Consider the following 22,816-nt stretch of genomic DNA (forward strand, 5'->3'; position numbering starts at 1 on the left):
CGGTGTGCATCTCGCCGTCGTACTCGATTTCCTCGTCGCCGCGCGCCTCCACGACCGAACCGTCCTCGAGCGTGAATTTGTAGATCGTGTTCTTCAGGTCCTGCTCTTTCACCAGCACGCCCTGGAACGCCGCCGGGTTGAAGCGGAAGGTGGTGCAGCCCTTCAGGCCCTGCTGGTAGGCGTAGCGGTAGATGTCCTTGAAGTCCTCGTACGGGTAGTCGGTCGGGACGTTCGCGGTCTTGGAGATGGACGAGTCCACCCACTTCTGGGCGGCCGCCTGGACGTCCACGTGCGCCTTCGGGGTGATGTCGTCGGCGGAGATGAAGTAGTCCGGGAGCTTCGAGGCGGCGTCCTCGGCGAAGGGCATCGCCCGCGGGTTGACCAGCTCCCGGTAGGCCAGCAGCTCGTAGCTGTAGACGTCGACCTTCTCCTTGGTCTTCTTGCCCTCGCGGATCACGTTGCGGCTGTAGTGGTGCGCGAACGAGGGCTCGATGCCGTTGGAGGCGTTGTTGGCCAGCGACAGGCTGATGGTGCCGGTGGGGGCGATGGAACTGTGGTGGGTGAAGCGGCTGCCCACCTCGGCCAGTTCATCGACCAGATCCGGGGCCACCGAGGCCACGCGCTGCATGTAGCGGCTGTACTTGGCGTGCAGGACCTTGCCGGGGATTTCCTGGCCGACCTTCCAACCGTCCTTCGCCATTTCCGGACGCTTGCGCAGCATCTCGGCGGTGACGGTGAACAGCTCTTCCATGATCGGGGCGGCGCCCTTTTCCTTCGCCAGCGCCAGGCCCATTTCCCAGCCGGCCACGGCCATTTCGCGGGCGATGGATTCGGTGAACTCGCACGATTCCGGGCTGCCGTACTTGTGCTTGAGCATGGTCAGGGTGGAACCCAGGCCCAGGAAGCCCATGCCGTGGCGGCGCTTGCGCAGGATCTCGGCGCGCTGCTGTTCCAGCGGCAGGCCGTTCACTTCCACCACGTTGTCGAGCATGCGGGTGAACACGCGCACGACTTCCTTGTATTCCTCCCAGTCGAAACGCGCCTGGTCGGTGAAGGGATCGCGCACGAACTTGGTCAGGTTGACCGAGCCCAGCAGGCAGGCGCCGTAGGGCGGCAGCGGCTGCTCGCCGCACGGGTTGGTGGCGCGGATGGTCTCGCACCACCAGTTGTTGTTCATTTCGTTGACGCGGTCGATCAGGATGAAGCCCGGCTCGGCGTAGTCGTACGTCGAGACCATGATCATGTCCCACAGGTGGCGGGCGCGGATGTGGCCGTAGATCTTGCAGGCGACCAGGCCGTCGTCGCGGACCACGTAGTTCTTGTGGGTCGGCCAGTCGCGCCAGACCACCTGGTTGGCGTCTTCCAGGTCCAGGTCGCCCTTTTCCTTCACATTGACCGGGAACACCAGCGGCCAGTCGCCGTCGCTGTTGACCGCGTCCATGAAGCCGTCGGTGATGAGCAGCGACAGGTTGAACTGGCGCAGGCGGCCGTCTTCGCGCTTGGCGCGGATGAAGTCCTTCACGTCCGGGTGGGACACGTCGAAGGTGCCCATCTGGGCGCCGCGGCGGCCACCGGCCGAGGACACGGTGAAGCACATCTTGTCGTAGATATCCATGAAGGACATCGGACCGGAGGTGTAGGCGCCGGCGCCGGCGACGAACGCGCCGCGCGGACGCAGGGTAGAGAACTCGTAGCCGATGCCGCAGCCGGCCTTGAGGGTCAGGCCCGCCTCGTGGACCTTGTCCAGGATGCCGTCCATCGAGTCCTCGATGGTGCCGGAGACGGTGCAGTTGATGGTGCTGGTGGCCGGCTTGTGCTGCTGGGCGCCGGCGTTGGAGGTGATGCGGCCGGCGGGAATGGCTCCGCGGCGCAGCGCCCACACGAAACGCTCGTACCAGTAGGCGCGCTTCTCGTTGGTGCTTTCGGCGTCGGCCAGGGCGCGGGCCACGCGCTGGTAGGTGCCGTCGATATCGGCGTCCAGGGCTTCGCCCTGCTTGGTCTTCAGCCGGTACTTCTTGTCCCAGATGTCCTGGGACGCCGGCTGCATGGGGATCTCGGTCCCGGTTGCCGCTGTCTTGACCGCCTCGAGGCGCACCGTGCTCATGTTGTGTCGTTCTCCTTGGTTCCTGAACCGGATTCTTTCTAGTTGTGGTGTTACCGCGGCGTGCCCGGATGACGGCGACGGCCGGTCCGCACGCAGCGCTCCATCATGCGCGGCGCGGGTTGCCGGAATGTGTTGGCGAGGATTGCGGGAAACACGCTCACGCTGGTTGTCTCACACCCTTCCGTCGCTTTTGGCGCCCCTCCCCGGGGAGCCTTCTCTTGTCAAGCAAAACACCAGTCCTTGGGCCGCCTCCGCACCAAACCGCTATATGTTGTGGCGGCGCGAGGTAGCCAAGCTACCCCCCGGGGTGGGGTCTGTCAATCGGATTGATGCGCTTTTTTTCATGACAATCCGGGGTGATCCGGTGGAACCGCGGACAGTCCTGGCGTGGAACTTCATTGCGGGTTTAGCGGTCGATGCGCACACTCGTTCAGGATGCGGCGGGCCCCCCTTGCAAGCCCGGCCGGACGCCGCCATCCGAAGCCCCAGACCCCTACGACCTGCCGCGACAAGACCGATGCGACCGATCCGACCGCTTCCCACCCTGCTCGCCCTGACCGCCGCCGCCGCCTTCGGCGGATTCGCCGCCACGGCCATCCACGAGACCTTCCAGCAGCCCGCGCAGGCGATGCCCGCGGCCGCCATCCCCGCCACGGCCACCCTGCCCGCCGCCGTCGGCGGCCAGCCGGTGCCGTCGCTGGCGCCGATGCTCAAGCAGGTCACCCCGGCGGTGGTCAGCGTGTACAGCCGCCAGACCGTGCGGGTGGCCAGTCCGCTGGGCCCGTTCGCCGACGACCCGTTCTTCCGCCGCATCTTCGGCATCCCCGACATGCCGCGCGAGCGGGTCGAGCGCGCGCTCGGCTCGGGCGTGATCATCGATGCCCAGCAGGGCCTGATCCTGACCAACCACCACGTCATCGAGAATTCCGACGGGGTCTCGGTGACCCTGAGCGACGGCCGCACGATGGAAGCCGAGTTCCTGGGTTCGGATCCGGACACCGACGTGGCGGTCATCCGCATCCCGGCCAGCAACCTGACCGCCATCCCGATGGCCAACAGCGACCAGCTGCAGGTCGGCGACTTCGTGGTGGCGATGGGCAATCCCTATGGCCTGGGCCAGACGGTGACCTCGGGCATCGTCTCGGCGGTGGGCCGCAGCGGCATCCCGATGGCCGGCTTCCAGAACTTCATCCAGACCGACGCCTCCATCAATCCCGGCAACTCGGGTGGCCCGCTGGTCAACCTGCAGGGCCAACTGGTCGGCATCAACACCGCCAGCTTCAACCCGCGCGGCAGCATGGCCGGCAACATCGGCCTGGGCTTCGCGATTCCGATCAACCTGGCCCGCAACATCAAGGATCAGCTGATCGCCAACAACGGCGTGGTCAAGCGCGGCACCCTGGGGGTGGAAACCCAGAACGTGGACGAGCGCCTGGCCAAGGGCCTGGGCCTGGAGAATCCGCGCGGCGCGCTGGTGACCCGGGTGTACCCGGGCTCGGCCGCCGCCGCCGCCGGCCTGCAGTCCGGCGACGTGGTGCTGGCCGCCAACGGCCAGCGCATCGACAACGCGCCGTCGCTGCACAACTTCGAGGGCCTGCAGGATGTCGGCAGCCGGATCACCCTGGACGTGCGCCGCGACGGCAAGCCGCTACAGCTGACCGCCACGCTGAAGGAAGGCCTGCGCTCGCTGGACGGCGCGACGGTGGATCCGCGTTTGACCGGCGCCACCTTCAAGGACCTGGACGAGGGCTCGCGCCAGCAACTGCGCAGCATGGGCGCCAGTGGCGGCTTGCAGGTGGGCAACGTCGCCCGCGGCAGCCGCGCCTGGAACAGCGGCCTGCGCCCAGGTGATCTGGTGGTGGGCGGCAGCAGCGGCGATTTCGCCGATCTGGCCAGCTTCCGCGCCAGCTTCGATCGCAAGCCGCAGCAACTGGTGCTGCAGATTCTGCGTGGGCGGAGCTCGGGCAACCTGCTGATGCAGTAGGCGGGCAGAAGCAAAGGCAAATCCCCCTCAGTCCCCCTTTTCTTTTGCAAAGGGGGAGGCAAAACAACACGAAGCGTCCCCCTTGACCAGCCATTCGGCTGTCAAGAAGCGCTGCAAGGGGGAATGCTTCGTTTTGTTTCACCTCGACCTAATGCCACTTCTGCCTCCCCCTTTGCAAAAGGGGGATTGAGGGGGATTGGCTTCTGATTCGGGGATTTGCGAAAAGCCCGCACCCGGCCACATAACAGCCCATTCATGCCCACCTGCTATAGAGTGGAGCGGCAATCCCTCACTGCTGGAGACGACGATGAGCAATCCCACCGCTACCGATGCGATGAAGAGCAATCTGGGCGAGGCCGGTTCGCACCTGAAGTCGGCCGCTTCCGCCGCCGGCGAGGCGATCAAGGGCGCGGCCGGCGCGGCCGGCGACGAGCTGAAGCTGGGCAAGGCCAACGTGAAGTCCGAGCTGGCCGACAGCGCGCTGGCCGGCATCGCCGCCGCCGAAGTGGGCGGCGCCGCCGCCCGCGAACAGGTGGACGCGCTTATGGACAAGGGCCGCGATCTGATCGACAGCGCCGCCGACCTGATCCGCGAGCGTCCGCTGGCCTCGTTCGGCGTGGCCTTCGCCGCCGGCTGGATCATCGCCAAGCTGGCGCGCAGCGGCGACAAGTAAGCCGCACGCGTGAGCGTTCCTCCGGAATCGGCCGACGCCGAAGCGCCGGCGGCCGCCAAGCCCGGGCTGGACGACAGCCTGCGCGAGGTCGGTGCCGCCGGCAAGGCCGCATTGGCATCGGCCGGCGACACCGGTCGCGCGCTGCGCCGGCTGGTGTCTGCGGATCTGGCGCTGGCGCGCAGCGCGTTCGGCCGCGCGCTGGCCTGGGCCGGGGTGGCGATCATCTTCGGCGCGTCGGCGTGGCTGCTGTGCGCGGGCGCGCTGATCGCGCTGTTGCAGCGACTGGGCTGGTCCTGGCTGCAATCACTGTCGGTGACCGCGCTGGTGAGCATCGGCGTGACCGTGCTGGCCGCGTGGAAGGTGGGACGCTACTTCGATCACACCGGCCTGCACGCCACCCGCAGGCAGTTGCAGCGGCTGGGCCTGTTCGACGAGGACGAGCCGGATCCGGAGCACGGTCCGGAGGCCGGGGATGGTCCGGGAGCGGCGCGATGAAGTTCGAACGCCTGCAACACCGCGTGGAACGCGCCGAGCAACTGGTCGAAGGCCGGGCGATGCAGACCCAGGCGCACTGGCGCACGCTGAGCCAGGTCTGGCGCGACAGCTGGACACCCGGACGCATCGTGATCGCCGGACTGGTCAGTGGTTTCCTGGCCGGACGCGCCGAGCCGCTGCGCTCGATGAATGGTGCGCGCTGGTTGCAGATGGTCGGTTCGCTGAGCAGCCTGTTCGCCACCGTGCAGGCGGCCACCGCCGCCGATCAGGCCACGGAGGCGGCCGACACCGCGCAGGCCGTGCAGGAAGAACAGGAAGCCACCCAGGCCTATCCGCCGGAAGAGCCGCTGGTGGACGAAACCTTCGACGAGGAAGAGCTGCCGCTTCGCCAGCCGATGCCGGCCGAAGCGGCGACCGAGATGTCGGAGCGCTAGGCGCGCGCGCCGGCAATCGTTTCCTCCGGTGAGTCTTCTTCTTCGCAGCGGTGTGTTGATCCTTCTTTGAGGAAGGGAATTAGGCGATTTGCTTTTCCGCGTAAAGCAAATCCCCCGGTCGCCTGCGGCGCCCATCCCCTTCTTCGAAGGGGGTAAACCAAGGCGCTCGCTCGACACGCACAGGATTTCCCGGCATTTGCTTTGCCTCCCCCTTCGGAGAAGGGGGAGCGAGGGGGATTTGCTTTTCCGCGCAGAAGCAACCCGTCCGATTGCCTGCGGCATCCTGCCCTTTTTCCAAACGAGCGCTGGCTTCATGCCACCGGCTACGTGTCGACCCGGCGTGAACGCGGCCAGCCTTGCCTTCACGCCACGACGATGACGCCTGCCGGAACCCGTCCGGCCGCCGCATTGGCCGTGCGCAAGCGGCCCGGAGCGGCATAATCGAACACCGTTTCCAGGAGCGTCGTTGATGTCCGTTCCGATCAGTGCCGAGACTGCCGCCCCCGAATCCACGCCGTTGCCGCCCCGCCCGCGCGCGCCGATCGCGCTGGTGGTGCTGGCGACGCTGGCGGTCGGATTCACCCTGTGGGCGGCGCAGGACGTGGTGCTCCCGGTGCTGCTGGCCGCGTTCTTCGCGCTGGTCGGCAATCCCATCATCCGTCTGCTGCGGCGGTTGCACCTGCCGCGTTTCCTCGCCGCGCTGATCGTGCTGCTCGGCGGCCTGGCCGGCGCCGGCGTACTGGGCGTGCAGCTGTGGCAACCGGCGTCGGCGTGGTTCAACGAGGCGCCCCGCGAGCTGCGCCAACTGGCGCCCAAGCTGCGTGAGCTGACCAAGCCGGTGCAGGAAGCCAACCGCGCGGCGGAGAACTTCGCCCGCGCGGCCGGCGGCGAAACCGGCAAGCGCCCGCAGATCGTGCGCACCGCGCAGGACGATCCCTACCGCGCGCTGACTACCACGCCCAGGCTGCTGGCCTCGATCCTGGCGGTGGTGCTGCTGACCTTCTTCTTCATGGTCTACGGCGAGAACCTGCAACGGCACGCGATCGCGCTGCTGCCCAGCCGGCAGCAGAAGAAATTCACCGTCGACATCCTGCATTCCATCGAGCGCGAGGTCTCGCGCTACGTGCTGACCATCAGCGTGATCAACACGGTGGTGGGACTGATCTTCGGCACCGCGCTGTACCTGCTGAAAATGCCGCTGACCGACGCGATGCTGTGGGGCACCCTGGTGGCGCTGCTGAACTTCGCGCCCTACGTGGGCCCGCTGATCGGGGTGGGGGTGATGCTGCTGGTGGGCTTCATCACCTTCGACGAGCCGCTGTACACACTGCTGCCCGCGGGCATCTATCTGGTGCTGCACACGCTGGAAGGGCAGATCGTCACGCCGATCGTGCTGGGCCGGCGGATGGCGTTGTCGCCGCTGGTGCTGATCCTGGCGTTGATGCTGTTCGGGTGGGCGTGGGGAATCATCGGCCTGTTGCTGGCGGTGCCTTTGCTGGTGTGCGTGAAGCTGGTGCTGGCGCGGGTGGAGGGGATGGAGGGATGGGCGCGGTTGCTGGAGTGATTCTGGTTCGCGCGCATCTGTTCCTGTGAATGGGCGGCTGGCACGCGCGGGTGGCGTCGGTTGCCACCGATGGTGCGCTCGCCGCGGGGCGTCCCTTGACCAGCCTTCGGCTGTTGAGAAGCGCTTCTTTGCTTGTGCAAAGAAAGGAACCAAAGAAACACACCCAGGTCCTCGCGCCCCAGCCGCGTTGCGGCTGGGGTTCGTGTCGCCGGTGGGAATTTTGGGACGGCACATCCGTGTGCCGACCCAAAACGCAGCACATCCATGTGCAGCGCCCTTCGGGTTTACCCACCGGCGCCACCGCTGCGGATGGGGCCCCAAGAGCAAAAGCCAAAGACACACCTGCGTTCGATACTTCGCCGTTGTGCTGCTCTTGCTTCGGCTTTTGCCTTTTGGGCCCCCGTCAAGGCGCGGCAAGCGGACCGGGTAAAACCCGCAGAGCCCGCCCCGTACTTGATACGGGGGCGGCGCACAAGGATGTGCGCCGTTTCCGGCAGGGGCAGGATGCCCCTTCCGGAAATTCCCGAGCCGATTGCGAACCCTGCGCGCACAGCGCGCAGGGCACGCCGCCAGGGGGGTGCTTTCTTTTGGTTACTTTTCTTTGCACAAGCAAAGAAGCGCTTCTCAACAGCCGAAGGCTGGTCAAAGTGACTCCCGCGGAAGGCGCGCCATCGTTGGTCACCGATACGCACCACCGCGCCAGCGCCCAGATATCACCCACAAACCTGACTCACCCAACCAGCAAAACAACCCGGAACACCCCCACCACAGTCACCCCCTCCCCCACCGGGTTAAAATCTCCCCCGTGAGCTTCCCCGTCCGCGCCATCACCCTCGACCTCGACGACACCCTCTGGCCGTTCGCCCCCATCGGCGCGCGGATCGAACGGGTGCTGCACGACTGGATGATCGAACACAGTCCGCGCACCGCCGAGTTGTTCCCGATCGAACGCATGCGCGCCCTGCGCGAGCAGGTCTTCGTCGAGCATCCGGAGCTGATCCACGATCTCAGCGCGCTGCGCCGGCTGACCCTGCAGCAGGCCCTGCATGACAGCGGCGCGGATCCCGCGTTGCTGGAACCGGCCTACGAGGTGTTCTACGCCGCGCGCAACCAGGTCGAGTGCTATCCGGACGCCATCGACGCCCTGCTGCGCATCGCCGCGCGGGTACCGGTGGCGGCGGTGACCAACGGCAACGCGGATCTGGAGCGGATTGGCCTGGCCCGGCATTTCGTGTTCCAGCTGGGCGCGCGCGAGCACGGTTCGGCCAAGCCCGAGCCGGGCATCTTCCACGCCGCCTGCGAGCGCCTGGGCGTGCCGCCCGCGCACGTGCTGCACGTGGGCGATCACATCGATCTTGACGTGGTCGGCGCGGCGCGCGCCGGCCTGCGCACCTGCTGGCTCAACCGGGTGGATCATGTCGACCACCTGGCCGGCTGGCCGCATCCGGAGCCGCGCCCGGATCTGGAATTCGCCACCCTCACCGCACTGGCCGACTGGCTGGATGCCCACCCCGATTTCGCCACGGAGCATGCCCCCGCATGAACCTTTCCCCCGGTTACACCCAGGACGCTTCCCAAGCCCGGCCGCTGCACATCGTCGAGCGCGGCGGCTGGGAAAGCTGGCGCGACGCCCAGCCCGCCGCCGTGCGCGCGTGGCTGGAGGCGCAGAACTTCGCCGCCGCGCCGGGCACGCTGGCGCTGCTGCCGGATGCCGACGGACTGGCCGGCGCGGTGATCGGCGTGGGCGACCCGCTGGATCCCTACAGCTACGGACACGCGCCGTTCGGCCTGCCGGTCGGCGACTGGCAGATCGCGGGCGCGCCGGAAGCCGGCATCCGCGCGGCGCTGCAACTGGGCTGGGGCCTGGGCAGCTACCGCTTCAGCCGCTACAAGACGCCTTCGCGCGCGCCGGCGCGGCTGGTGCTGGACGACGTCGACGCCGAGGCCGGCGATCTGCTGACCGCCAGCCTGCGCGTGCGCGACTGGGTCAACACGCCCACCGAGCACATGGGGCCGGAAGAACTGGAAGCCGAAGCCCGCGCGATCGCGCAGGCGCACGGCGCCGACATCGAGGTCATCACCGGTGATCAGCTGCTGGCGCGGAATTTTCCCGCCATCCACGCGGTTGGCCGCGCCTCGCACCGCGCGCCGCGCCTGATCGCGCTGCAATGGGGCGATCCCGCGCATCCGCACGTGGCGCTGGTCGGCAAGGGTGTGTGCTTCGACACCGGCGGGCTGGACATCAAGCCGGCCGACGGCATGCGCAACATGAAGAAGGACATGGGCGGCGCGGCGCACGCGCTGGCGCTGGCCGGGCTGGTGATGGCGCGGCGACTGCCGGTGCGCCTGACCCTGCTGGTGCCGGCGGTGGAGAACAGCATCGGTCCTGACGCGTTCCGTCCGGGCGAGATCATCGCCACCCGCAAGGGCATCAGCGTGGAGATCGACAACACCGACGCCGAAGGCCGGGTGATCCTGTGCGACGCGCTCACCTACGCGGGCGAGCAGTCGCCGGAGATCGTGCTGGACTTCGCCACCCTGACCGGCGCGGCGCGGATCGCGCTGGGCCCGGATCTGCCGGCGCTGTTCGCCAATGACGACGCGCTGGCCAATGACTGGATCAGCGCCGGCGATCGCATGCGCGATCCGGTCTGGCGGATGCCGCTGTGGCGGCCCTACCTGCGCTACCTGACCAGCAACGTGGCCGATCTCGCCAACGCCGGCTCGCGCATGGCCGGCGCGGTCACCGCCGCGCTGTACCTGGAACGCTTCCTGCCGGCGACCCAGAAATGGGCCCATCTGGATGTGTACGCCTGGAACGACAGCGATCGTCCCGGCCGTCCGGCGGGCGGTGAAGCGCTGGCCCTGCGCAGCGCCTACGCGCTGCTGAAGGCGCGCTACGCCTGAGACACCCGTTGGCCGCCGGCGACGGCGGCCATTTCCACCCGGTCGCGGCCCCCGCGCTTGGCCCGGTACAGCGCCTCGTCCGCGTGGCGGATCAGGCTTTCCCCCTCGCGACCGTTCAACGGGAAGCTGGCCACGCCGATCGATACGGTGACCGCCGGCAGTTCCTGGCCCATGTGGCGGATGCGCATCGCCGCCACCGCCGCGCGGATGCTCTCGGCGCGCTCGCGCGCGGTCTCCGCGTCGGTCTCGGGCAGGATCAGGGTGAACTCCTCGCCGCCGTAACGGCAGGCGATGTCCTCGGCGCGCGCCAGCCTCAGCAGCAGCTGGCCGAAGCCGGACAGCAGGGTGTCGCCGCCGACATGGCCATGCAGATCGTTGAAGGCCTTGAAGTGATCCAGGTCCATCATCATCACGCTCAGCGGCAGTCCGCGCCGTTCGCAACGGGCCAGTTCGCGCGCCAGCGATTCCTCCAGGTAGCGACGGTTGAACAGCCCGGTCAACGGTTCGCGGATGGACTGGATGCGCAGGCGCTCCTGCAGTTCCAGGTTGGACAGCGCCATCGACAGCTGCTCGGCGGCGGTCTCGACCAGATCCTGGCGGGCCAGGAATCCGTCGTCGTGACTGGACAGATACAACAGGCCGAGCTGGGTGCCCTGGGCAATCAGGGGGATGCAGGCGGTGGTCGGCTCGGCGTGCAGGGCGGGCGCCACCAGATGGGTGCAGCCCAGCATCTCGGCGTGGGCGCGATGCATGTGCGGCTGCCCGCGGCGCAATGCCCAGCAGGCTTCCAGCGGGAACATCGCGCCGCTGTGCAGCGCGTGCTCGCCCCAGTGCGCGGCCTCCTCGGCGTAGTCCTGCGAGGCGCGGATGCGATACAGGGTGCCGCCGACGTTCGGCAGCAGGCGGGAGAAATGCTGGGTCGCCAGGCGGATGGCTTCCTCGCTGCGCACGCAGCTCTGCAGCATGCCGCTGTAACGGCTCAGGTCGTTGAGATCGGCGCCATGCGCTTCCAGCTTCTCGATGGTGACCATCAGCTGGCGGCGGGCGTCGCTGCTGGCCGCCTCGGCGCTGGCGCGGCGGCGGATCTCGCCCACCAGCAGCCAGTAGACCAGGCCGATCACCGCCAGCCCGAGCGGGATGCCCAGCAACGCCAGGCCCCGCAGCAGGTTGGCGCTGTCGTGGCTGGAACGCGCGCGCAGGGCCAGCAATTCGCGTTCGGCGGCGACCAGTTCCTCGGCCTGATGGTGGATGTTGACCGAAGCCTGGCGCACCTCGTGGTTGATTGAGCGCCGCGCCGCGTCCAGGCCGCCGAGCCGGTAATTGCCCAGGGTGGCTTCCATCTGCGACAGCCGGCGCAGGATCTCGATCCGCCAGGCGGTCACCCGCCGGCTCTGTTCCGGATTGTCCCGGACCATTTTCTGCAGCCGGGTGATCGCATCGGGCAGCTGATCGCGACCGCGACCGTAGTCGGCCAGGTAGCTGACGTTGCCGGTAAGCAGGTAGCCCCGCTGCGCGGACTCGCTGTCGTGCACCGCCGACTCGATGTCGCCGATCAGCGCGATCACCTCATTGGTGTGGGTGACCCGATTGGCGTCGGAAATGAAGCGCTGCGCGCCATAGAACACGCCCGCACCGATGGCGACGAAGATCAGGGCGGCGAGAAACAGGCCGAGTCGATTGGCTTGGCGGGGTCTCACGGAGGCGTCGGTGCCGGTTCGGAAGCGGCCCCAGCCTAAGCACAGGAGACGAAAGCGACAATCCCGTGGGCACCGTTATGGAACCTGCGGCACATCGTGGCGGCGGAAAACCGGCCAGGCGCTCTCCCGGGAGACGCCACGCACGGGATACCGCATCGAAAGATGACGGGTGATCGAGGTTGCGCTCCATCGCGCGCGGAATGCCCGCCGCGTGCGAACGTACGCCGACGCATGTGGAAGTCGCGATTACGGCACGCGGGCGGTCACAGCAGGCCGCGCTGGCGCGCCAGCCGATAGGCCTCTATGCGGTTGCTGACGCCGAGCTTGCCGATGGCCTCGGACAGATAGTTGCGCACGGTGCCCTGCGAGAGATTCAGCTGGCGCGCGATGTCGCCGGCCGACAGGCCCTCGCCGGCCATCCGCAGCACCTGGCGTTCCCGGTCGTTGAGCGGATCGGCTTCGGTCCAGGCTTCCAGCGCCAGTTGCGGATCGATAGCGCGGCCCCCGGCGTGGACCTTGCGCAGCGCGGCGGCCAGCTGGTCGGCCGGCGCGTCCTTGAGCAGGTATCCCGAGACGCCCGCGTCCAGCGCCCGGCGCAGGTAGCCGGCGCGGGCGAAGGTGGTGACGATCACCACCCGCGTGGGCCATTCGTGCCGATGGATGCGCTGGGCCAGTTCGAGTCCGGTCAGGCCGGGCATTTCGATGTCGGTGACCAGCAGATCCGGACGCAGCCGTTGCAGTTCGCGCCAGGCCGACTCGCCATCGGCGGCGGTGCCGACGACCTCGATGTCGGCTTCCAGGTTCAACAGGGCCGACAGCGCGCCGCGCACCATCGCCTGGTCCTCGGCCAGCAGCACCCGGATCATGCGCGTGGCGATCCCGCCGGATCCGTGGCGTGCGGCATGCGGGTGGTCCTCAGGATTGCGCGGGCAGCAAGGATGCCGCGCCCGATGCCTGCCGCGCCAGCGGTTCGAATGGCAGGCTGGCCTCCAGCACGGTTCCGCGTCCGGCGCGGGCGTCGATGCGCAGGCTTCCGCCCAGCGCCTCCAGCCGCTCGCGCATGCCGCTCAGTCCATTGCCGGGCACGATGGCGCCGCCACGGCCGTTGTCCTCGATGCGCAGCCGCAGGCGGCCGGCGGCCACCTCCAGTTCCACCCGCGCGGTGCTGGCGCGCGCATGCCGCTGCAGGTTGGTCACCGCTTCGCGCACGGTCAGGGCCAGCACGGTTTCCTGCGCCGGCGACAGCGGTGGAATCTCGGCCGGACAGGTCAGCACCACGCCATCGGATTCCAGCAGCAGTCGCGCCGACGCCAGTTCGGCGGCCAGTCCGGCGGCGCGGATGCCGGTGACCGCGCTGCGCACCTGCGCCAGCGCGTCGCGGGCGACCCGGCTGACCTCGTCGATCTCGCGGCGCGCGGCCGCCGGATCCCGGTCCAGCAGCTTGCCGGCCAGATCCGACTTGAGCGCCACCAGCGACAGCGTGTGCCCCAGCAGATCGTGCAGGTCGCGACCGATGCGCTCGCGTTCGGCCATCGCCGCCAGCCGGCGCACCTCCTCGTGGCTGAGCATCAGCGCGGCGTCGGCCTGGGCCTTGCGCGCGAAGCTCAAGTTCATCAGCCCCACCGCGAATCCGACCATCAGCGTGCTGGCCAGGTAGATCAGCGGCCAGCCCAGCAAGATCCATTCGAGGGAATAGATCGCCAGCAGGACCAGCATCCAGGCCACCACGTGGCGGGCGGGACCGCTGAACGCCACGAAGGCGCAGGCGTAGATCATGTAGCTCTGCGCGCCGGGGTTGAACGGCGTCAGCGCGTAGCCCAGCGCCGCCATGCCCAGCGCGTTGAACAGCATGTGGCGGCGGTCGCGGTAGTAGGCGCCATGGAACAGCACCAGGAACACCGCGTAGCTGGCCAGGGTCGGCCACAGCCAGTTCGGGAACGACGCCGGGTTGGACATCGGGGTGACGAAGATCCAGATCGACCAGATCAGCATCAGCAGCGGGAACCAGCGCCCCGTGCCGCGGCCGCGCAGTTCGCTGCGCCGCTCGTGCAGGTTCGCCAGCGAATTCTCGGATACGGGCGGGAAATACATGAACACGCGGACTCTCCGAAGCGGCGCCGGCACTCAGGCGGGACGCGCCAGCCGCCGCCAGGCCAGCAGGCCGAACACGGCGGTGACGAACGCCAGCACCGCCAGGTGCAGGACCAGCGGCTGGCCCGCGTCCCTGCCCACCACCCGCAGCGCGATCTGGGCCAGATGATACGCCGGCCACAGCTGCGCCAGCGACGACAGCGCCGCCGGCAGCATGCCCAGCGGCACCCACAGGCCGGACAGGAAGGCCATCGGCAGATACACCAGGTTGATCACCGCCGGCGCGCCCTGCCCTCCCACGATGCAACCCAGCCACAGACCGATCGCGGCGAACGGCAGCACGCCCAGCACGTTGACCAGCAGCAGCGCGCCCCATTGCCACGGCGACAGCGCGACCCCGGCCAGGCCGATGGCGATCAACGCCAGCAGGATCGACATGACGGTGGCGAAGATCATCGCCATGGCGGTCTTGGCCAGCAGATAGGCGGCCGGCGGCATCGGCAGCGCGCGCTTGAGCGCCAGCAGGCCCTGTTCGCGATCCATCGCCACGCTGACGCCGAAGCCGAACAGCGCCACGCCCATCACTCCGAACACGCCATAGGTCGCCAGGAAATAGCGCGCGGCCACGTCGCCGCCACGGTGGGATCCCAGCAGCACTCCGAACAGCAGGTAGAACAGCGGCGGGAACAGCAGCGTGGGCAGCGAGAACGAAGGTGTGCGCAGCAGGCGCAGGAATTCGTAGCGGGCTTCCAGCAGGTAGGCGCGCCACGGCGCGCGCCCGGTGGTGGTCGCTGCGTTCATCAGGCGGCCTCCCGTTCGCGGCCCGGCCGGGTCAGGGCGATGAAGGCCTCGGCCAGGCCCGCGCGGGCCACTTCGAGTTCGGACAGGGCGACATCCTCGGCCAGCAGCCGGCGCACCACCGGTTCGGCCAGGTCGGCGACGATCTCCAGCCGCTCGCCGTCGTGCCGCGCGCTGCGCACCTGCGGCCATCCGGCCACCACCTCCGCCGGCAGCGCGGTGAGGCACCGGATCCGGCGCTGCGCGACATGCGCGCGCACCTCGGCCACGCTGCCTTCGGCGACCACGCGTCCGCCTTCGATCACGGCCACGCGGTCGGCCAGCGCCTCGGCTTCCTCCAGGTAGTGGGTGGTCAGCAGCACCGCGCAGCCATCGGCGACCAGTTCGCGGATCGCCTTCCACAGGGTCTGGCGCGCCTCGATGTCCAGGCCGGTGGTCGGCTCGTCGAGGAACAGGAGCTGCGGGCGACCGCAGATCGCCAGCGCGAACTGCACGCGCCGCTGCTGGCCGCCGGACAGGCGGCCGTAGCGGCGATCCAGCAGGCCGTCCAGCCCGGCCAGCGCCAAGCAGTCGGCGACGCTGCGCGGACTCGGGTAATAACTGCGGGTGAGATCCAGCAGTTCGCGCACCTTGAGGGTTTCCGGAATGCCGGCGCTCTGCAGCATCACCCCGATTCGCCTGCGCACCGCCGGCGTGCCGGGCGCCTGGCCGAACAGGCGGGCTTCGCCGCCATCGGGCGGTTGCAGGCCGAGCAGGATCGCGATGGCGGTGGTCTTGCCGGCGCCGTTGGGCCCCAGCAGCGCCAGCAGGCGTCCCGGCGCGATCGCCAGATCCAGCCCGGCCAGGGCGGTGACCGGGCCATAGCGCTTGTGCACGCCCCGCAACCGGGCCGGTTCACAGGAGGAGGTCTGCGTGTCCACGTGGTTTCGATCCCGTGCTGCGACGATGGCGGCAGCCTAGGCCGTCGCCGCCGGCCCCGGCAGTGGGAGCCTTCATGCGCGGCGGATGACAGCTGTCACTTGGTCCTCCGGCCCCCGCCGGGCATCCTGTGCCCGCCCCGCCCCCAGGGACATGGCCGATGCGGTCCGCCACGGAAGTGACTTCCGGCAACTGGGCCGGGTTACTCTTGCCGGTCACACTTTCCGCATTCGCCTCGTCTGGACAAGCGATGAACAATTCCGCTGATCTGCTGAAGGAACTCCGCATCGATCGCAAGGCCGCGCCGCCGGAACCCCCGTCGCGCCGCGGACTGTGGATCGGACTGGGCGTGGCGGCCGCCATCGTCGCGCTGGCCGTGGGCGGCTGGTTCGTGTTCGGGCGCGACAAGGGCATCGCCGTGCGCACCGCGCCGGTCATCGCCATCGGCAGCAGCGGTGCCTCGGCCTCGGTGCTGGATGCGACGGGTTACGTGGTCGCGCGGCGCATGGCGACGGTATCGGCCAAGGTCACCGGCAAGGTCCAGGAAGTGCTGATCGAGGAAGGCATGCGGGTCGAGGAAGGCCAGGTGCTGGCGCGCCTGGAACCGATCGACGCCGACGCCGAGCGCGCGCTGGCCAACAGCCAGCTGCAGGCCGCGCGCAGCCAGAGCGTGGGCGTGCAGGCGCAGCTGAAGGAAGCCGAGGCCAATGTGCGCCGGCTGGGCCAGTTGGTGTCGCAGCAACTGGTGTCGAAGGCGCAGTACGACCAGGCCGTGGCCGAACGCGATTCGCTGCGCGCGCAGGGCGTCACCGCCCAGCGCAACGAGCGCGCCGCCGCCGATCGGCTGCGCATCGCCGACATCGGCAAGGACAACACCGTGGTGCGCGCGCCATTCTCCGGCGTGGTGATCGCCAAGGCCGCGCAGCCCGGCGAAATCGTCTCGCCGCTGTCCGCCGGCGGCGGCTTCACCCGTACCGGCATCGGCACCATCGTCGACATGGATTCGCTGGAAGTGGAAGTGGACGTGGGCGAGGCCTTCATCGGCCGCGTGCAGCCGAAGATGCCGGTGGAAGCCACCCTCAACGCCTACCCGGACTGGAAGATTCCGGCCGAGGTCATCGCCATCATTCCCACCGCCGATCGCGGCAAGGCCACGGTGAAGGTGCGCATCGCGCTGAAGCAGAAGGATCCGCGCATCGTGCCGGACATGGGCGTGCGGGTGAGTTTCCTGGAAGCGGCCAAGCCGGCCGAGCAGAAGAAACCGCAGGGCGTGCGCGCTCCGTCGGCGGCCATCGTCGAGCGCGACGGGCAGCCGGTGGCGTTCGCCCTCACCGAACAGAACACGGTCGAACAGCGCCTGCTGAAGGTCGGCCAGCCGATGGGCGACGACCGCCAGGTGCTGTCCGGACTGGGCGCGGGCGACACGGTGGTGCTCAGCCCGCCGGACGAATTGAAGGACGGCAGCAAGGTCACGCTGGCCGAGGACGAAGCGCAGTAGCAGGTCCGGTTCCACCGCCCGCGTCGCGAGGGTTGCGACACGGGCGCGGCAGGCTCCACCGGCTGCCGATCATGACCGCCGCCACCCGCCGGTAGCGCGGCCCGCTGGACGCCCGGGAAATCACGCCGGGCGCGCATCAAAGTGGTTGGCTGCAACGCAAGACAATGCAATGCCGTGCGCGCCGGCGACGATCACGCTTCGCCGGCGCCCGCCTCCGAACACCACAGAAGGGAAAACACGATGTCCTCACTGGTCACCATTCGCAACCTCGTCAAAACCTATCAGCGCGGTCCGGAAAAGGTGCAGGTGCTGCACGGGCTGAACCTGGATATCCCCAAGGGGGATTTCGTCGCCCTGATGGGGCCGTCCGGTTCCGGCAAGACCACCCTGCTCAACCTCATCGGCGGCCTGGACACGCCGACCTCGGGTGAAATCGAGATCGAAGGCCAGCGCATCGACAGCATGAGCGCGGCGCAGCTGTCCACCTGGCGCAGCCACCATGTCGGCTTCGTGTTCCAGTTCTACAACCTGATGCCGATGCTGACCGCGCAGAAGAACGTGGAGCTGCCGCTGTTGCTGACCAAGCTGGGCGCCGCCCAGCGCAAGCGCAACGCGGAAATCGCCCTGCAGCTGGTCGGGCTGGCCGAGCGTGGCGCGCACCGCCCCAACGAACTTTCCGGCGGCCAGCAGCAGCGCGTGGCGATCGCCCGCGCGATCGTCTCGGATCCGACCTTCCTGATCTGCGACGAACCGACCGGCGATCTGGACCGCCACTCGGCCGAGGAAATCCTGGATCTGCTGCGCCTGCTCAACCGCGAGCACGGCAAGACCATCATCATGGTGACCCACGATCCGAAGGCGGCCGAGTACGCGACCCACACCATCCACCTGGACAAGGGCGAGCTGGTCGACGCCCCTGCGCTGGCCCATTGACGGGAGGCGGCGATGAAATATCTCTCCCTGGTCTGGGCGCAACTGTTCCGCAGCAAGACGCGGACGCTGCTGACCCTGCTTTCCGTGGTCGCGGCCTTCCTGCTGTTCGGCCTGCTGGATTCGGTGCGCGTGGCATTCAACTCCGGCGGCAGCGTCGACGGCGCCAACCGGCTGGTGGTGGCCTCGCGCCTGTCGATCACCCAGTCGCTGCCGATCAACCTGCTGCCGCAGATCGAATCGGTGCCCGGCGTGCGCAAGGCGACCTACGCCATGTGGTTCGGCGGCATCTACCGTGATCCCAAGGACTTCTTCCCCAACTTCTCGGTGGCGCCCAACTTCTTCGACGTCTACACCGAGTACACGGTGCCGCCGGATCAGCTCAAGGCGTTCCAGGACACCCGCAACGCCGCCATCGTCGGCGAATCGCTGGCCAGGAAGCACGGCTGGAAGGTCGGCGACACCATCCCGCTGAAGGCCACCATCTTCCCGCGTGGCGGCAGCAACGACTGGCCGCTGGAGCTGAAGGCCATCTTCCGGGTGAAGGATCGCAAGAACGTCGGCGCCGAGAACCAGTTGATGATGAACTGGAAGTATTTCGACGAATCCAACGACTACATCAAGAGCCAGGTCAGCTGGTACACGGTGCAGCTGGCCAACACCAACCAGGCCAACCAGGTGGCGCGCGCCATTGACGCGCTGTCGGCCAATTCGGACCACGAGACCAAGAGCCAGACCGAGTCGGCGTTCCAGCAGGCCTTCGCCAAGCAGTTCGCCGACATCGGCCTGATCGTCACCTCGATCATGGGCGCGGTGTTCTTCACCCTGCTGCTGCTGACCGGCAACACCATGGCCCAGGCCGTGCGCGAGCGCGTGCCGGAGCTGGCGGTGCTGAAGACGCTGGGCTTCAAGGACGGCACGGTGCTGACCCTGGTGATGATCGAATCGGTGCTGCTGATCGTGCTCGGCGGCCTGATTGGCATGGGCCTGGCGGCGGTGATCATGCCGGGCCTGACCGCGGCCAGCCAGGGCGCCATCTCGCTGCCGAACGTTCCCACCCAAACCTGGCTGGTCGGGCTGGGCCTGATGGTTGTCATCGGCATCGTCGTCGGCCTGCTGCCGGCGCTGCGCGCCAAGCGCCTGAAGATCGTCGACGCACTGGCCGGACGCTGAGGAGAACGACATGCCCAACTGGATTGCAAACATCATCTCCGTCGTCGTCCTGGCCGTCTGCCTGGTGGTCTGGATCAACCTGCCGTGGTTCCTGGTGCTGGGCCTGGCCGTGCTGCTGGCCTTGTGGCTGCTGCTGACCCGCAGCGGCCGGCTGGCGCTGGCCGCCGCGCGCATCGGCATCAGCAGCCTGCCGCAACGCTGGGGCGCGTCCTCGGTGATCGTGGTCGGCATCGCCGGCGTGGTCGGCGTGCTGGTCGCCATGCTGGCGATGGGCGAAGGCTTCAAGGCCACCCTCAACAGCACCGGCGACGACACCACCGCGATCGTGCTGCGCGGCGGCTCGCAGGCGGAAACCAATTCGGTCATCACCCGCGAGCAGGCGCCGCTGCTGTCCAGCCTGCCCGGCATCGCCAAGGGGCCGAACGGCAAGCCGCTGATGTCGGCCGAGCTGTCGCAGGTGGTCAACCTGCCCAGCATGGCCGACGGCACCGACGCCAACGCGCAGTTCCGCGGCGTGGGCGAGGAAGCCTGGCTGGTCCGCGACAAGATCAAGCTGGTGGAAGGCCGCAAGTTCGGCGCCGGCCTGCGCGAGATCGTGGTCGGCCAGGGCGCGGCCACCCAGTTCCGCGGCCTGAAGGTCGGCAGCAAGCTCAATCTCGGCAACCAGGAATGGACCGTGGTGGGCCGGTTCGCTTCCGGCGACGCGCACGACTCGGAACTGTGGGGCGACGCGCAGACGCTGTCGTCCACCTACAACCGCAGCGCCTACCAGTCGATCACGGTCAAGACCGACGGCAAGGCCGGCTTCGATCAGTTCAAGGCCGCGGTCGAGGGCGATCCGCGCCTGAAGCTGGATGTGGAAACCACCCGCGCGTACTACAGCAAGCAGTCCGGGCAACTGGCCACGATCATCAAGTGGCTGGGCATCGTGATTGGCACCATCATGGCGATCGGCGCGGTGTTCGGCGCGCTCAACACGATGTACTCGGCGGTGGCCGGGCGCGCGCGTGAAATCGCCACCATGCGCGCGATCGGCTTCCGCGGCCTGCCGGTGGTCACCGCGGTGATGCTGGAAACCATGCTGCTGGCGCTGCTGGGCGGCGTGCTGGGCGGGGCGATCGCCTGGGCCATCTTCAACGGCTACAGCGTCTCCACCCTGGGCAGCAACTTCAGCCAGGTGGTATTCCAGTTCAAGGTCACGCCCGACCTGCTGTGGAACGGCCTGAAGTGGGCGCTCGGCATCGGCCTGGTCGGCGGCCTGTTTCCGGCGCTGCGCGCGGCCCGCCTGCCGATCACCACCGCGTTGCGCGCGTTGTAATCACCACGATGCGGACCGGAAACGGCCGGCGCATGCCGGCCGTTTTCGTTTCATCCGGCCGGAACGTCGCGCTCGTCGATCCAGCCACGCTGCCGCGCGAGGGGCAGGTCGTCCGGCGTGTCGATGTCGTGCGTGAGTTCGGGCGCGTCCAGCAAGGCGATATGTCGCGGCCCGCGCGCCGCGAGCAGGCCACGCAGGCCACGGTCGCCCTGCAGGCTCATGGCCTGCGCCAGCAGATCCGCCGGCACCCACGCCGGCACGCCGCCGGCATCGCCGTGCCGGGTCGCCGCGCAGCCACGGTCGATGAAGCCATCGCGCAGCGCGCGCAGATGCGTGGCGTCCAGCGCGGGCTGATCACAGGTCAGCAGCAGGCAAGGGCGCGGCGCATCGGCCAGCGCCGCGGCGGCCAGGCGCAGGCTGCCGGCGATGCCTGCTTCCCAGTCGTCGTTGCGCAGGATCTCCACCGGCAGATCGCGCACGGCGGCGATGACCTCCTCCGCGTATCCCCCCACGATCACCAGCCGCCGCCGCGCCGTGGTTTCCACCGCCAGCCGCGCGCAGCGATGCACCAGTGTTTCGCCATCGCGGGTGAGCAGTTGCTTGGCTTGGCCCAGCCGGCGGCTGCCACCGGCGGCCAGCACCACCGCATCGTGCGCGAAGGTCATGCCGGTTCGCCGGCCAGCACCGCCTGCAACTGCGCGGCGATGCTCAACGCGATCGCTTCCGGGCCCTGCCCGCCCAGGCGCAGGCCGATCGGCGACCGCAGGCGATGGCGCAGGCGTTCACGGGTCTCCGCCGGCAGGACCTTGAACAGATCATCGCGGCGCCGGCCCGGGCCGAGCAGACCGATGAAGGGCAGGTCGGTGTCCGCGAGCGCCGCCAGCGCTTCGCGATCCAGTTCGAAGTGATGGTGCATCACCAGCGCGGCGTCATGCCCGGCGATCCGCGTGGACGCCGCGGTGGGCGACAGTTCCCAGACCTGGTCCGCCTGCGCCGCCGCGGCGCGCCAGCGTGGACGCCGCTCGACCACCGCGACCCGCCAGCCCAGTTCGCGCAGCCACGGCGCCAGCAGCGGCGTCTCCGGCCCGGCACCGAAGATCAGCACGCGCGGCGCCGCGCGGATGAGCACGACGTATTCGTCCTGTCGCGGCGCCTCGGCCAGCGCCGCCCGCGGCAACCGCCATTGCGTCGCCGCCCCGCCGTGCCACGCGCGGACCGTCCCGTCGCCGGAAAAGGACAGCCGCAATGCGTCGCTCCCGTCCCGCCAGGCCGCCAGCAATGGCGCCAGGCCGGCCAGCGCCGCCAGCGGCAGCAGCGCCAGGTGCAGACGGCCGCGGCACCCGACCGCCGATCCGGACAACAGGTCCTCGTCGTCGCGGTTGTCGATGTCCATCCAGTCCAGCGCGCCCGCGTCCGCAGCGGCCAGCGCGCGGCGCTGGATGTCCGGCTCCAGGCAACCGCCGCTCAGCCAGCCGACCTGGCCGTCGCGGGCGCTGAACAGGGCCATCGCGCCGGCGTGCACGTAGGTCGATCCCTCGGTGTCCACGATCACCGCCAGCGCCGCGCCGGCGTCGTCCGCCAGCATGGCCTGCAGGGCCGCTTCCAACACCTTGCGCTGGCTGGACATGGACCTCCGAAAAAGGTCGCCGGACGGCTTGGCAATGTCGCATCCGCGGGCGTAATGTGCCAACTCCCCCGCCGACGCCAGGGAACGAACATGAAGCTGCATGTGAATGGTTCCGAGCACGACGTCGAAGCACCACCCGACATGCCACTGCTCTGGGTCCTGCGGGACCTGATGAAACTCACCGGCACCAAGTTCGGTTGCGGCATCGCCCAATGCGGCGCCTGCACCGTGCATATCGACGGCACCCCGCTGCGCGCCTGCGTCACCCCGGTCTCCGCGGTCGCCGGCAGGAAGATCACCACCATCGAGGGCCTATCGCCGGACGGACGCCATCCGGTCCAGCAGGCGTGGGCGGAACTGGACGTGGTGCAGTGCGGTTACTGCCAGTCCGGCCAGATCATGTCCGCCGCCGCGCTGCTGGCGGTGGTGCCCAGCCCCAGCGATCAGGACATCGACCAGGCGCTGGCGGGCAACCTCTGCCGCTGCGGCACCTACCCGCGCATCCGCGCGGCGGTGCATCGCGCGGCGCAGCTGGGCAAGGCCTGATTCCTCTTTCCCCGTGGCGGACCTGCCGGTCCGTCGCCTGATCGGAGAACGTTCGTGGA

General features: G+C 68.8%; 20 protein-coding genes. 12 read left to right on the top strand and 8 right to left on the bottom strand.

Going from position 1 to position 22,816, the window contains the following annotated elements:
* Window positions 1–2,104, bottom strand: a 2,104-nt coding sequence (locus ACTHN1_RS13185) for an adenosylcobalamin-dependent ribonucleoside-diphosphate reductase (RefSeq protein WP_440471397.1), incomplete at its 3' end; no start/stop codon positions are given.
* Between the two features lie 526 nt (window positions 2,105–2,630).
* On the opposite strand from ACTHN1_RS13185, the gene ACTHN1_RS13190 reads away from it, so the two are divergent.
* From ACTHN1_RS13190 to ACTHN1_RS13220, 7 genes are all read left to right on the top strand, one after another.
* Complete coding sequence (locus ACTHN1_RS13190; RefSeq protein ID WP_440471418.1) at window positions 2,631–4,088, top strand: Do family serine endopeptidase; 1,458 nt, start codon at window positions 2,631–2,633, stop codon at window positions 4,086–4,088.
* A gap of 307 nt (window positions 4,089–4,395) precedes the next feature.
* A complete protein-coding gene (locus ACTHN1_RS13195; protein ID WP_141454151.1) occupies window positions 4,396–4,761 on the top strand; it encodes a hypothetical protein in 366 nt (121 codons plus the stop codon).
* A 9-nt stretch (window positions 4,762–4,770) separates the two neighbouring features.
* Window positions 4,771–5,256 carry a phage holin family protein gene (locus ACTHN1_RS13200; protein WP_440471398.1) on the top strand — a complete coding sequence of 162 codons (486 nt, stop codon included), beginning with the start codon at window positions 4,771–4,773 and terminating at the stop codon, window positions 5,254–5,256.
* Window positions 5,253–5,690, top strand: coding sequence for a protein sip-5 (locus tag ACTHN1_RS13205; protein ID WP_440471399.1), 438 nt, complete (start codon window positions 5,253–5,255; stop codon window positions 5,688–5,690). Before ACTHN1_RS13200 ends, ACTHN1_RS13205 begins: the two co-directional genes overlap by 4 nt.
* 469 nt (window positions 5,691–6,159) lie before the next feature.
* Window positions 6,160–7,254, top strand: coding sequence for an AI-2E family transporter (locus ACTHN1_RS13210; protein ID WP_440471400.1), 1,095 nt, complete (start codon window positions 6,160–6,162; stop codon window positions 7,252–7,254).
* A gap of 805 nt (window positions 7,255–8,059) precedes the next feature.
* On the top strand, window positions 8,060–8,797 hold the full coding sequence (locus tag ACTHN1_RS13215; protein WP_440471401.1) for an HAD family hydrolase: 738 nt from the start codon (window positions 8,060–8,062) through the stop codon (window positions 8,795–8,797).
* A complete protein-coding gene (locus ACTHN1_RS13220) occupies window positions 8,794–10,161 on the top strand; it encodes a leucyl aminopeptidase family protein (RefSeq protein ID WP_440471402.1) in 1,368 nt (455 codons plus the stop codon). Before ACTHN1_RS13215 ends, ACTHN1_RS13220 begins: the two co-directional genes overlap by 4 nt.
* Here ACTHN1_RS13220 and ACTHN1_RS13225 read toward each other — a convergent pair.
* The 5 genes from ACTHN1_RS13225 to ACTHN1_RS13245 all read right to left on the bottom strand — a co-directional run bounded on the left by ACTHN1_RS13225 (window position 10,152) and on the right by ACTHN1_RS13245 (window position 15,667).
* Window positions 10,152–11,858 (bottom strand): diguanylate cyclase, encoded by a 1,707-nt coding sequence (locus ACTHN1_RS13225; protein WP_440471403.1) that lies wholly within the window; start codon window positions 11,856–11,858, stop codon window positions 10,152–10,154. The genes ACTHN1_RS13220 and ACTHN1_RS13225 overlap by 10 nt on opposite strands.
* Window positions 11,859–12,121: 263 nt before the next feature.
* Window positions 12,122–12,724, bottom strand: coding sequence for a response regulator transcription factor (locus ACTHN1_RS13230; RefSeq protein WP_440471404.1), 603 nt, complete (start codon window positions 12,722–12,724; stop codon window positions 12,122–12,124).
* A 49-nt stretch (window positions 12,725–12,773) separates the two neighbouring features.
* Entirely contained in the window at window positions 12,774–13,949 is a 1,176-nt protein-coding gene (locus ACTHN1_RS13235; protein WP_440471419.1) for a sensor histidine kinase, read from the bottom strand.
* A 33-nt stretch (window positions 13,950–13,982) separates the two neighbouring features.
* Entirely contained in the window at window positions 13,983–14,750 is a 768-nt protein-coding gene (locus ACTHN1_RS13240; protein WP_440471405.1) for an ABC transporter permease, read from the bottom strand.
* Window positions 14,750–15,667, bottom strand: coding sequence for an ABC transporter ATP-binding protein (locus ACTHN1_RS13245; RefSeq protein ID WP_440471406.1), 918 nt, complete (start codon window positions 15,665–15,667; stop codon window positions 14,750–14,752). Before ACTHN1_RS13245 ends, ACTHN1_RS13240 begins: the two co-directional genes overlap by 1 nt.
* A gap of 248 nt (window positions 15,668–15,915) precedes the next feature.
* Here ACTHN1_RS13245 and ACTHN1_RS13250 point away from each other — a divergent pair, with 248 nt between their 5' ends.
* The 4 genes from ACTHN1_RS13250 to ACTHN1_RS13265 all read left to right on the top strand — a co-directional run bounded on the left by ACTHN1_RS13250 (window position 15,916) and on the right by ACTHN1_RS13265 (window position 20,584).
* Entirely contained in the window at window positions 15,916–17,163 is a 1,248-nt protein-coding gene (locus ACTHN1_RS13250) for an efflux RND transporter periplasmic adaptor subunit (RefSeq protein ID WP_440471407.1), read from the top strand.
* 240 nt (window positions 17,164–17,403) lie between these two features.
* Window positions 17,404–18,096 carry an ABC transporter ATP-binding protein gene (locus ACTHN1_RS13255; protein ID WP_183644939.1) on the top strand — a complete coding sequence of 231 codons (693 nt, stop codon included), beginning with the start codon at window positions 17,404–17,406 and terminating at the stop codon, window positions 18,094–18,096.
* Between the two features lie 12 nt (window positions 18,097–18,108).
* Entirely contained in the window at window positions 18,109–19,266 is a 1,158-nt protein-coding gene (locus tag ACTHN1_RS13260) for an ABC transporter permease (RefSeq protein WP_440471408.1), read from the top strand.
* A 10-nt stretch (window positions 19,267–19,276) separates the two neighbouring features.
* Complete coding sequence (locus ACTHN1_RS13265) at window positions 19,277–20,584, top strand: ABC transporter permease (protein WP_440471409.1); 1,308 nt, start codon at window positions 19,277–19,279, stop codon at window positions 20,582–20,584.
* Between the two features lie 50 nt (window positions 20,585–20,634).
* Here the strand turns inward: ACTHN1_RS13265 and ACTHN1_RS13270 are convergent, their stop codons facing one another.
* Window positions 20,635–21,249, bottom strand: a complete 615-nt coding sequence (locus ACTHN1_RS13270; protein ID WP_440471410.1) for a nucleotidyltransferase family protein — start codon at window positions 21,247–21,249, stop codon at window positions 20,635–20,637.
* Entirely contained in the window at window positions 21,246–22,211 is a 966-nt protein-coding gene (locus ACTHN1_RS13275; protein WP_440471411.1) for an XdhC family protein, read from the bottom strand. The genes ACTHN1_RS13270 and ACTHN1_RS13275 overlap by 4 nt, the downstream gene beginning before the upstream one ends.
* Before the next feature lie 90 nt (window positions 22,212–22,301).
* Between ACTHN1_RS13275 and ACTHN1_RS13280 the strand changes: the two genes are divergently transcribed.
* On the top strand, window positions 22,302–22,757 hold the full coding sequence (locus ACTHN1_RS13280; RefSeq protein ID WP_440471412.1) for a (2Fe-2S)-binding protein: 456 nt from the start codon (window positions 22,302–22,304) through the stop codon (window positions 22,755–22,757).
* The last annotated feature ends 59 nt before the right edge of the window (window positions 22,758–22,816 follow it).

This window comes from Pseudoxanthomonas sp. (assembly GCF_051953815.1).
Classification (GTDB): Bacteria; Pseudomonadota; Gammaproteobacteria; order Xanthomonadales; family Xanthomonadaceae; genus Pseudoxanthomonas_A.